General features: G+C 70.2%; 8 protein-coding genes and 1 pseudogene. 6 read left to right on the top strand and 3 right to left on the bottom strand.

Translation table 11 applies throughout. The annotated features are described in order from the left end of the window. Window positions 1-832 (top strand): annotated as a pseudogene (locus tag PMI14_RS04800) (pectate lyase); the annotation flags it as partial. 13 nt (window positions 833-845) lie between these two features. Here PMI14_RS04800 and PMI14_RS04795 read toward each other — a convergent pair. Beyond that, the gene (locus PMI14_RS04795; RefSeq protein ID WP_035202384.1) at window positions 846-2,024 is read right to left on the bottom strand and encodes a hypothetical protein; all 1,179 of its coding nucleotides are present in this window, start codon (window positions 2,022-2,024) and stop codon (window positions 846-848) included. Between the two features lie 20 nt (window positions 2,025-2,044). Further along, the gene (locus PMI14_RS04790; RefSeq protein WP_007850440.1) at window positions 2,045-3,049 is read right to left on the bottom strand and encodes an NAD-dependent epimerase/dehydratase family protein; all 1,005 of its coding nucleotides are present in this window, start codon (window positions 3,047-3,049) and stop codon (window positions 2,045-2,047) included. Window positions 3,050-3,160: 111 nt separating this feature from the next. On the opposite strand from PMI14_RS04790, the gene PMI14_RS04785 reads away from it, so the two are divergent. Then, window positions 3,161-4,045 carry a LysR family transcriptional regulator gene (locus PMI14_RS04785; protein WP_007850437.1) on the top strand — a complete coding sequence of 295 codons (885 nt, stop codon included), beginning with the start codon at window positions 3,161-3,163 and terminating at the stop codon, window positions 4,043-4,045. A 23-nt stretch (window positions 4,046-4,068) separates the two neighbouring features. Next, window positions 4,069-6,036, top strand: coding sequence for a right-handed parallel beta-helix repeat-containing protein (locus PMI14_RS04780; RefSeq protein WP_007850434.1), 1,968 nt, complete (start codon window positions 4,069-4,071; stop codon window positions 6,034-6,036). A 7-nt stretch (window positions 6,037-6,043) separates the two neighbouring features. Here PMI14_RS04780 and PMI14_RS04775 read toward each other — a convergent pair whose 3' ends face one another. Further along, the gene (locus PMI14_RS04775) at window positions 6,044-7,450 is read right to left on the bottom strand and encodes an esterase-like activity of phytase family protein (protein WP_007850425.1); all 1,407 of its coding nucleotides are present in this window, start codon (window positions 7,448-7,450) and stop codon (window positions 6,044-6,046) included. 204 nt (window positions 7,451-7,654) lie between these two features. On the opposite strand from PMI14_RS04775, the gene PMI14_RS04770 reads away from it, so the two are divergent. From PMI14_RS04770 to PMI14_RS04760, 3 genes are read left to right on the top strand one after another with little or no spacing between them, the layout of a single operon-like run. After that, window positions 7,655-9,277 carry a DUF4139 domain-containing protein gene (locus tag PMI14_RS04770; protein ID WP_035202373.1) on the top strand — a complete coding sequence of 541 codons (1,623 nt, stop codon included), beginning with the start codon at window positions 7,655-7,657 and terminating at the stop codon, window positions 9,275-9,277. Window positions 9,278-9,285: 8 nt separating this feature from the next. After that, window positions 9,286-9,822 carry a phosphatidylglycerophosphatase A gene (locus PMI14_RS04765; RefSeq protein ID WP_238541802.1) on the top strand — a complete coding sequence of 179 codons (537 nt, stop codon included), beginning with the start codon at window positions 9,286-9,288 and terminating at the stop codon, window positions 9,820-9,822. Beyond that, a complete protein-coding gene (locus PMI14_RS04760) occupies window positions 9,819-10,310 on the top strand; it encodes a CinA family protein (RefSeq protein ID WP_007850416.1) in 492 nt (163 codons plus the stop codon). Before PMI14_RS04765 ends, PMI14_RS04760 begins: the two co-directional genes overlap by 4 nt. The last annotated feature ends 43 nt before the right edge of the window (window positions 10,311-10,353 follow it).

Below are 10,353 nucleotides of genomic sequence, written 5' to 3'. Positions count from 1 at the left end.
GGGTGCCCCCGCCGGTGCGCGCAGCTACGAGCCGCGCTCACTGGCGACACACACCACGCAGACCAACATCCGCCAGCTGTTCAACTACTTCCAGCTCACGGGCGACAAGAAGTACCTGGCCCGCATCCCGGAGGCGATCGCCTGGCTCAAGTCCTGCCCGCTGCCTGCGGACGCGGCCACGGTCAATCCGCTGCTCGGCGGCGGGCGCACCCACCCCACCTTCGTGGAGCTGGGCACCAACGACGGTCTGTACATGCACCGCTACGGCTCCAACATCCACAACGGCGCCTACTATGCGGACAAGGACTACACCAACACCATCAGCCACTACTCGGCGGGCCGGCCCATCGACATCGCCGGGCTCGAGTCGACCTACCAGTCGCTGAGCCGCATGGGCGACGCGGCGATTGCCGACATGGTGGCGCGCTCGCCGCTCAAGTCCACGGGCGCCACGCGCACACTGCCGCGCTATTTTTCGATCCGCGAAGTGGACTTCCCGGACCTCTTCACCGGCGCCACCATGCCCACGCCGGTGGTGCCCGACAGCGAGGCGCAGGCGCTGCTGGCCGAGCTGGGCACGAAGAACTACTGGACCTCGGCCGTGCCCGAGATCGTCAACACCTACCGCGGCAATGGACCCACGGCGCCCTACACGGGCACGGCCTACCGCAGCAAGCATGTGGGCGATGTCTACGACACGTCCCCCTACCCGGCCGACAACCCGCCCGAGATCGACCCTTATGTGAAGCGCGAGAAGCCGCAGTTCATCGTGACCTCGGAGTGGATTCGCCGCATGGGCCGGCTCATCGCCTACGTGGCACCCCAGGCCTGAGCCCGCGGCAGCCTCAGGTCTGCAGCAGCCGTGCCATGGGCCGGCGGGGCGTGGCGGGCACCTCGCCCTGCGGATAGCCCAGCCGGCACAGCATCTGCACCGTGGGATCGCCGGCCTCCTTCGGCGCAGCCCGCCCCAGCACCAGCTGGTGGGCGCGTTCGTAGTGCGGCGCCATCTCGGCGAACTCCTGCAGGGCCTGGCTCATGGGGTGCATGCCCAGGCCCAGTTCAGTGGCCTTGAGCTGCAGGCGCACGTAGGCGCGGCCGGCCGCGACCTGGTCGGCGCGGGTGTTGCCGCCGGCCAGCCACACGAAGCCCATCGCCGTGCGGCTGTGGCCCTCGAAGCGGTCCATGGCGCCCTTGTAGCCCGCACTGCCTTCCTCGGGCGGGGCGGAGCGGTCGAAGAAGCCGAGCGCCGCTGCGGCGCGTATGAACGGCGTGTTCAGCGAAATGCCGTCGCGGTGTTCCAGGATCTCGGAGGGGCCGACGCGCGTGAGGCGGATGCTTTCCATCATCGTTCGCGGCGTGCGCAGTTCGACCTGTGCCGACTGCCAGCACAGCGCGCGCAAGGCCTCCAGGCGCGCAGGCTCCACCGTGCCACCGGCCTGCGGGCTGCCCGGCCGGGATGCACCGGCCAGCAAGGCCTGGAGCAGATCGGGGGCCACGGGCCGGGCCAGGTCGAAGTCCACCTTGGGCGTGCGGCGGCGCAGCACCTGCGTGAACAAGGCATCGGGCTCGCCGCCGGGCCGCAGCACCACGCGCGCCACGGGGCGCTCATCCCAATTGCGCAGTTGCGCCGGCAGCGGACCTTGCGGCCACAGCGTGACTTCGCTGGCCATGCCCTGCTGGGCCAGCGCCAGCACCAGCAGCTCCAGGAAGGCACCGTGGCCGATCAGGATCTGGCGGCCCAGCGGATCCGTTTCGGGCAGCACGCGTTCGCGGTCGGTGCGCAGGGTGATCACGCCCTCTTCGCGCAGGTCCACCACCCAGGGCTGCAGGTTGTGCGGGTTGGGCGCAGTGATGGCATAGGCCACGGCGCGGCGGCGCAGATCGGTCTCGCCCACGGGGCCCTGCCAGGCCTCGATGGCCTGGGCAGGGTAGTGCGGGCCGGAGCTGCAGGCAGCCAGGGGGGTGATGACCGCGGCGGCGATGGTGCCACCGCCGGCCAGGCGGATGAAGGTACGGCGTTGCATGGTGGAGTTTTCCTTGCGGTTCATGCCAGGGCGGCGTGGGAAGGGGCCGGGGCCAGCAGCCCCAGGTCATGGAGCGCGCGGCGCACCGCAGGCTCGAACGGGGTGTGCGGCTCGGCGCCGATGAGCGCGACGAGGCGCGTGTTGTCCAGGCGGTGCGGGGTGCTCCAGAGGTAGCGCACGTCGGCCAGGGCTGCATAGGTGGGCAGCACCAGGCCGGCGACGCGCAGCAGCGGCCAGGGCAGCTGGCCCACGCGCACGGCGGCGGCATCCGGCACCCAGCCCTGCTCGGCTGCCACGGCGGAGAGCACCTGCACCCACTGCCGGGCCGTGACCTGCTGGCCGGCAAAGTGCAGGGTGTCAAAGGCGGACAGGCGGTGGCGCGCTTCGGCCACCTTCACCAGGGTGCGGGCCAGGTCCGGCAGGTAGGCCCAGGGCCGGCTGGTGTCCAGCGGGCCGGGCCAGGTGATGCGGCCCTTGACAAGGTCCTTGGCAATCGCCAGGTCCAGCCAGCTGCCCGCACCGCTGCCGAAGAAGTCGCCGGCGCGCAGCACGATGGCGCGCAAGGCACCGTCGCGGGTGGCGGCCTGCAGGCGCTGCTCCAGGTGGACGCGCATGCGGCCCTTGAAGTCCAGCGCCGTCTGCGGCGTGTCTTCGCGCAGCACCGGCGGCATGGCGCGGCCATAGTTGTAGACGTTGCCGGGCAGCATGAGCGTGGCGTCCAGCGCGCGGGTGACTTCGATGGCGGCGTCCATGAGCGCGGGCGCCTGCGTCCGCCAGGCCTTGTGGGTGTATGCCGGGTTCATGGCATGCACCACCACCTGGGCCCCCTGCGCATGGGCCGCCAGGGCCGGCGTGTCCTCTGGCGCAATGGCGAGCCACTGCACGCCGGGCACGGCCGGGCCGGTGGCGCCCGGGCGCAGCTGGGCACGCACCTGCCAGCCGGCCTGGGCGAACGCCTGGACGGCGGCAAGGCCCAGGCGCCCGCGGGCCCCCAGGATGAGGACGGTGGATGCGGCATTCGTCATGGCGTGGCTCCTGGAATCAAGGGATGGGGTGATTGTGGAAACGCGCCCGCCGTTACACAATTGGCTAACTGTCGATAGCAGCAATGCAAATTTGCATACCTCACCCCTCCCATGACGCAACGCTTTGACTGGAGCCTCATCCAATCCTTCCTGGCCGCCCTGGACCAGGGCAGCCTGCTGGGCGCCGCGCGCGCATTGAACGCGAGCCAGCCGACCATCGGCCGCCATATCGCCGAGCTGGAGTCGCAGCTCGGCGTGGTGCTGTTCGAGCGCACGGGGCGCGGCCTGCTGCCCACGGAGACGGCCTTGCGCCTGGCGGAGTCGGCCCGCGCGATGCAGGCCGGCGCCGACCAGCTGGCGCGCAGCGTCTCCGGGGCCGAGGCAGGCGTCAGCGGCACGGTGCGCATCACGGCCAGCCAGCCCGTGGCCTGCATGCTGCTGCCGCCCCTGCTGGCCCGCATGCGGATCGAACTGCCCGAGGTGCAGGTGGAGCTGGTGGCCAGCAACGAAGTCACCAACCTGCTGCGCCGCGAGGCCGACATCGCCCTGCGCATGGTGCAGCCCACGCAGGCCAGCCTGGTGGCCAAGCGCATCGGCAAGGTGACGCTGGGCACCTATGCCCACCGCGACTACCTGCGCCGCCGGGGTACACCGCGCCAGCCGCCCGACCTGATGCAGCACGACGTGGTCGGCAACGACCGCCAGGGGGACATCGCGCGCGGCTTCGCGGCCATGGGCTTCCCTGTGGAGCGCCAGCAGTTCGCGCTGCGCACCGACGACCTGATCGCCTACTGGCAGGTGGTGCGCAGCGGTCTGGGCGTCGGCTTCGTGGCCGACTACATGGCACGCACCGAGCCGGACCTGGTGGCCCTGCTGCCCATGCTCAAGCTGCCCGAACTGCCCATCTGGCTCACGGTGCACCGGGAGATACGCACCAATCAGCGCATCCGGGCGGTGTACGATTTTCTGGCCGACGCCGTGCCCGACGCTCTGTAACCCACCCCCCTTTTCCCACGACCATGCACCACCACCTGCGCCGATTCGCGGCAAGCCTTCTCGCCTGCCTGCTGGGCGCCGCAGCACCCGCCATGGCCGCCGACACCGCGAGCTTCGAGCCTGCCACCGGCACCCTGCGCCTGCCCACCCTGCAGCTCGATGCCGGTGACCGCTACCGCGATGTCGTGGTGCGGCTGATCGACCCCGGGCAGCTTCGAGTGGACGACCCCGCAGTCGGCACGGAGCTGCAGTACCTGACCACGGGCAGTGTGCTGCGCCTGCCCCAGGTGGTGATCGGCAACGCCACCTACCCCCGGGTCAGCCTGACCCGGCCGGGGCTGGAACTGCTGGGTGTGGGCGGGCTGCTGCCACCCCCAAGCGCGGCGGACGCGAGCGTGCCGGGCGCCATCAGCACGCCCTTTCCCACGCTCGAAAACATCTCGGTGGAATGGGCCTTCACGGGCGATGCCAACCGCAATGCCGTGGTCAGCGTGCGCTACCGCGCGCAGGGCAGCAGCGCCTGGCTCACGGGCATGCCGCTGCGCCGCATCCACAACGAGACCTCGGGCCAGGGCCGCACCTGGCCGCTGCGCCATTCGGGCAGCATCTTCGACGTGGCGCCAGGCACCACCTACGAGATCGAACTCACCCTCACCGACCCCGATGGCGGCAGCACCGTGCGCACCACCACGGCCACCACGCGCAGCGTGCCTACCCCGGCACCTGGCGCGGTGGTCAAGCCCGCCACGCCGGCCACCCTGGCCGGCGTACTGGCGGCCGCGAATGCCGGCGACATCGTGGAGCTGGGCGCCGGGCGCTACAGCGGCTTCAGCGTGGCGCGCAGCGGCACGCCAGGCCGCCCGCTGGTGGTGCGCGGCACCCCGGGTGCCGTGGTCGAGGGAGAAATCAGCGTCTTCAACCAGCGCCATGTGATGCTCACCGAGCTGACCCTGAACGGCCGCGTGCGCTTCAATGGCACGAACGACTTCAGCATGACGCGCAGCACCGTCAACGCCACGGCCGCGCTGGGCGGGCACGGCATCATCACCTTCACGCGGGCCGAGAACGCCTACATCGCCGACAACACGGTCACCGGCACGGTGGTCTGGTCCGAGGCGGCGCTCGGCGTGTCGGGCGGCAACGCGGGCGAGGGCATCCTCATCACCGGGCCGGGCCACGTGGTCATGAACAACCGCGTGGCGCGCTTTCGGGACAACATCTCGCTGCTCGAAGACGACGAGGCGGCGGACCAGTACAGCATCGACATCCTGAACAACGACCTTTCCGAAGCGGCGGACGACGGCGTGGAGGCCGATTTCTGCATGCACAACTGCCGCATCCTGCGCAACCGGCTGACCAACGTGTTCATTGCGCTGTCATCGCAGCCGGGCCTGGGCGGGCCCACCTACTTCGTGCGCAATCTGGTCTACAACGCCGTGCACGTGGCCTTCAAGCTGTACCGCAGCAGCTATGGCGACGTGCTGCTGCACAACACGGTGGTGAAGAACGGCGATGCGCTGGGCATCTATGCCGGTGCCACGGTGGGGCGGCTGTATGCGCGCAACAACCTGTTCATCGGCGGGCCGGGCGGCACCTATGGCGACTATTCCAGCGGCACCGGGCGGGTGCTGTCGATTGCCGACCTGGACCTTGCCAGCGCCGACCTGGACCACGACGCCTACGGCTCCACCGCGGGCAGTTTCACCGGGCGCTGGGGCGCGACCAGCTTTGCCAGCCTGGCCGAGTTGCGCGCGCGCACCACGGAGCGGTCAGCCGTGCAGGTGGGCATGGATTCGTTTGCCGCTGCACCCGTGTTCCCCGGCGCTCCGCTCACACTGTACAACGTGCCCGACCTGCGCCTGCAGCCCGGTTCCGCTGCCGTCGATGCCGGGCAACGCATCCCCAACATCAACCAAGGCCACCAGGGCAGCGCGCCCGACATGGGTGCCTACGAGCAGGGCCAGGCCCTGCCCGTGTACGGCCCGCGCTGAAGCGCGGTCAATACAACGGTGCGATGGGCTTGACCACGTACAGCATGTTGCTGTCGGCCTTGCCGTCGTACAGGTACTTCTGCTTGATGCCGCCCAGGTTGTCCGGGGCGATCACGAAGTCGGCATCGTTGAGGATGGCCAGGCGGTTCGCGTCGATGACCCACATGCCTTCGAGCTTGTCGTGCGGGTACTTCTGCGAGGCGATGGCATCGTAGGCCAGGGTCTTGGCGACGGGCCGGATGCCCAGCGCGGCCAGTTGCGCCCAGCCCGGCGCGTAGTTGTCGGCGGTGCCGCCGTCCTTGACCACCAGCTCCAGCGTCTTGCCGTCCACCAGCAGGCCGTTGGCGGCATTCACCGTGAGCGAGGCGTTGGCGCTGCGCAGGGCGGCGTTGGAGCGGTCCACGTTGGTCGCCTGGCCGAGGTCGATCTTGTAGATGTTCTTGCGCACCACGCCCGTGTCGATGCCGTAGAACTTGGTGTCGCGCTCGACCACGAGGAAGCTGGTGGCGGAGAGGGCCACGATCTCGGAGTTGGCCAGGCCCGCTGCGTCCTGGCGGTACAGGTACTGGGCCGTGGCGCCGGTCTCGATGTTCACCGTGACGATGCGCACCAGGTTGATGCTGCCGACCGCACTGCTCGGGTTGTACAGGTTGGACTGCATCATGCCCACCAGCGTCTTGCCGTCGGGGGTGATGGTCAGACCTTCCATGCCGCGGTTGGGCCAGCGCGTGGACAGCTCGGCCGGCAAGGTGCGGCTGGCCTTGTTGCGCGGGTCGGCCGCAAAGGGGTTGATGCGCTCGATCTCCTTGCCCGTGGCGTCGAAATGAACGATGTGCGGGCCGTACTCGTCGCTGATCCAGAACGTGCCGTCCTTCAGGGCCACGAGGCCCTCGGAATCCAGGCCGCTTTCATCGAAACCCTTGACGCCGTCACCATCGGGGTCCAGCGAGACAACGCTGCCGTCCAGGTTGTAGGGCGTCTCGCCCGTGCCGCCGAACTTGCTGTTGGGCAGGCCGGTGATCGGGCGGCCCTTGGGGTCCTTGAGCAGGATGGTGCTCACCAGCTCGGCCTTGCCCGCGGGGGTGAGCTTGAACAGGCCGATGCGCGGCGTGTATTCCGGAGTGATGAAGATGATGCCCGAGGGTGTGCGCGTCGGCTCGGTGGCAGCGTTCGGGCCGCGGTCGCTCAGGCCGTAGAAGTGGCCTTCCAGCGTCGGATGCGGGGCCAGGGAGGAGCCGTAGCTGCCGTTGCGCAGCTCGGTCTTTTCGGCGTTGGCCACTTTGCCGATCACCTCGTATGGCAGGCTGGTACCGCTGGCACCCGGAAACTGGAACCCGTCATCGGAGCCGCCACAGGCGACCATGCCCAGACCCAGGGCGGCGATGGACAGGGCACGGGGAACAAAATGCTTCATGGTTGTTGGAGTGAGAATGGAAGACTTTTTCAGCATATGAAGGCTGCGTGACAATCCCATGAATCCACCAAGGTCGGTGCGGCAGCGGCCCCGCTTGCCCCACGCCTGCCGATGGCTGGCAGCATTTGGGATACAAACACGGGAATCCGCGCCCTGGCCATCGGCGCCCCCATACAGGAGGATCTGTTGAACCCTTCCACCAGAATGACCCGCCTTACCACCATCCTCTGCGCCAGCCTGCTGCTGGGCACAGCCGGTAGTGCGCTCGCGCAGGACACCAGCTCGCGCATCGCGCGCGTGACCGTCTACTCCGGCACCGCCACCGTGGAGCGCGTGGCCAAGGTGGCCGCGGGCGCGCGCAGCTTCAGCTTCACCTGCCTGCCCGCCTCGCTGGACGCGCAGAGCCTGCAGATCCATGCCGATGCCAGCGTGCGCGTGGGCGAATTCAATGTGCTCACCGAAGACCGAGACGTGGCCCCCGCCTGTGCCAGCCCGCTGGACGGCCGCATCCGCGAGCTGGAAGACCAGATCGCCGGCGTGAAGGCCGAAACCGGTGCGCTGGACCTGGTGGACAGCTACCTCAAGGGCGTGGCCGGTGGCCGCACCGTGGGCGACGATGCGCCCGGCGGCCGGGGGCAGGGCCCCACGCCGGCACAGATCACCGCCATGGCCGAGGTGCTGCGCAAGTCGGGCCAAGACGCGCTGGCGCGCACGCACCAGCTCAAGCGCAAGCAGGAGGCGCTGGAGCTCGCCCTCAAACCCCTGGTAGCCGAGCGCAACCGCCTGGCCAGCCAGCGTGCGCGCGTGGTGTCGGTCAGCATCAACCTCGCGGCCGAGCGCGAGGGCGAGCTGCGCCTGTCCTACCAGGTGCGTGGCCCGGGCTGGCAACCGACCTACCGCGCCGCACTGGATCCGGCCAAGGCCACCGTGCTGCTTGATCGCCAGGCCCTGGTGGCACAGAGCAGCGGCGAGGACTGGAGCAACGTGCAACTCGTCCTCTCCACCGGCCAGCCCGGGCGCGCCACCCAGGGCCGCCTGCCGCGCCCGTGGACGCTGGATGTGGCGCCGCCACCGCAGCCCATGCCGACGCCCGCTCCCGCGATGATGGCGGCCGCGCCACCGGCCCCCGTGGCCCGGGCCCTGGGCATGGCCGAAGAGGCCATGCCCAGCTTCGAGGTGAGCACCACCGACAAGGGCTTTGCCACCGAGTTCGCCGTGCCCCAGCGCATCACCGTGCCCTCGAGCGGCCAGCGCGTGACGCTGGCGCTGGGCAGCCACAGCGCGGCGGCCACGCTGCTCACGCGCACGGCGCCGGCGGTGGAGGATGTCGCCTACCTGGTGGCCGAGGTCGCCACCCCGCCCGGCGTATGGCCTGCAGGCGCCGTGGGGCTGTACCGCGACGGCGCCTTCGTGGGCACCGGGCGGCTGGACTTCGGCGCACCCGGCACCGCGCCCGCGGGCAGCACCAGCCTGTCGTTCGGCAAGGACGACCTGGTCACCGTGCGCGCCGAGGCACCGCAGGACCTGACCAGCGCCACGGGCTTCACCGGTGCGCGCACCGAGCGCCGCACGCGCCGCGCCTACAGCGTGGAAAACCGCCACCGGACCGGCATCACCCTGCAGGTGCTGCACGCCGCCCCGGTCTCGCGCAACGAGAAGATCGAAGTCGAGTCGCGCTACCAGCCGCAGCCCGCCGAGATGGCCTTCAACCGCACGCCGGGCACGGTGGCCTGGCAGCAGCCCCTGGCGGCAGGCGCCACGGCGCAGTTCAGCGCCGAGCACACGATCCGCTACGCCAAGGACATCCAATTGCAGGAGCGGCAATGAGCTCCGCCATGGACCCCCTATCCCCTTCTTCAGCGCCGCCCGCTGCGCCGCGCCGCGCCACTGCCAGATTCATGCTCTCGCACCCGGCCCACTGCATTGCGCTGGGCTTTGGCGCGGGGCTGTCGCGCATCGCCCCCGGCACCGTGGGCACGCTCTGGGCCTGGCTGGCTTTTCTGGCGCTGCAGCAATGGCTGAGCCCCCTGCACATGGGCCTCCTGATCGCCGCCAGCACGGTGGTAGGCTGGTGGGCCTGCACGGTGGCCGCGCGCAACCTGGGCGTGGCCGATCCCGGCAGCATCGTCTGGGACGAGGTGGTGGCCTTCTGGCTGGTGCTGTGGCTGGCCATGCCCATGGGCTGGTGGGGGCAACTGGTGGCGTTTGCGCTGTTCCGCTTCTTCGATGCCGCCAAGCCGGGCCCCGTGGCCTGGGCCGATGGCCTGTTCAAGGGCTTTGGCTGGCGCGGTGGCTGGGGCATCCTGTGGGACGACTTCGTGGCGGCCTTCTGCACGCTGCTGGTGATTGCGCTGTGGAGGTTCTGGGCATGAGCGATGATCCGGCAAACCAGACCCGGCTGCTGGCCGACATCGCGGCCAGACTGCTCGCGCGCGGGCAGATGCTGGCCACGGCCGAGAGCTGCACGGGCGGCATGATCGCAGCGGCCTGCACCGACCTGTCGGGGTCGAGCCAGTGGTTCGAACGCGGCTTCGTGAGCTACTCCAACGAGGCCAAGGCCGAATTGCTGGGCGTGCCGCAGGCACTGATCGAAGCCCACGGTGCAGTGAGCGAGCCGGTGGCACGCGCCATGGCCGCGGGCGCGGTGGCACGTTCGCGCGCGCAGGTAGGCGTGGCCGTCACCGGCGTGGCTGGCCCCACGGGCGGCAGCCCGGCCAAGCCGGTGGGCACGGTGTGGTTCGGCTGGGCCGTGGACGGCGCCGTGCACACCGAGCTGCAGCGCTTCCCGGGCGACCGTGCCGCCGTGCGCCAGGCCACCGTGGCGCACGCGCTGCAGCGGCTGCATGGCTACCTGGGTTGAGGCGCACACCGGGTCGCCCAGGCGCCAGCAGGCCGGCACGGCC

It is taken from the genome of Acidovorax sp. CF316 (assembly GCF_000276605.1).
In the GTDB taxonomy this organism is placed as follows: domain Bacteria; phylum Pseudomonadota; class Gammaproteobacteria; order Burkholderiales; family Burkholderiaceae_C; genus Acidovorax.
The sequence above is the reverse complement of the archived record's forward strand: the minus strand, read 5'-3'. Positions and strand labels throughout refer to the sequence as shown.

What these genes read in the sequence shown, in the direction of transcription:
- PMI14_RS04795 (WP_035202384.1), bottom strand. Translation starts at nt 2,024, where the DNA reads ATGCAACGCCGTACCTTCATCCGCCTGGCCGGCGGTGGCACCATCGCC.
- PMI14_RS04790 (WP_007850440.1), bottom strand. Translation starts at nt 3,049, where the DNA reads ATGACGAATGCCGCATCCACCGTCCTCATCCTGGGGGCCCGCGGGCGC.
- PMI14_RS04785 (WP_007850437.1), top strand. Translation starts at nt 3,161, where the DNA reads ATGACGCAACGCTTTGACTGGAGCCTCATCCAATCCTTCCTGGCCGCC.
- PMI14_RS04780 (WP_007850434.1), top strand. Translation starts at nt 4,069, where the DNA reads ATGCACCACCACCTGCGCCGATTCGCGGCAAGCCTTCTCGCCTGCCTG.
- PMI14_RS04775 (WP_007850425.1), bottom strand. Translation starts at nt 7,450, where the DNA reads ATGAAGCATTTTGTTCCCCGTGCCCTGTCCATCGCCGCCCTGGGTCTG.
- PMI14_RS04770 (WP_035202373.1), top strand. Translation starts at nt 7,655, where the DNA reads ATGACCCGCCTTACCACCATCCTCTGCGCCAGCCTGCTGCTGGGCACA.
- PMI14_RS04765 (WP_238541802.1), top strand. Translation starts at nt 9,286, where the DNA reads ATGGACCCCCTATCCCCTTCTTCAGCGCCGCCCGCTGCGCCGCGCCGC.
- PMI14_RS04760 (WP_007850416.1), top strand. Translation starts at nt 9,819, where the DNA reads ATGAGCGATGATCCGGCAAACCAGACCCGGCTGCTGGCCGACATCGCG.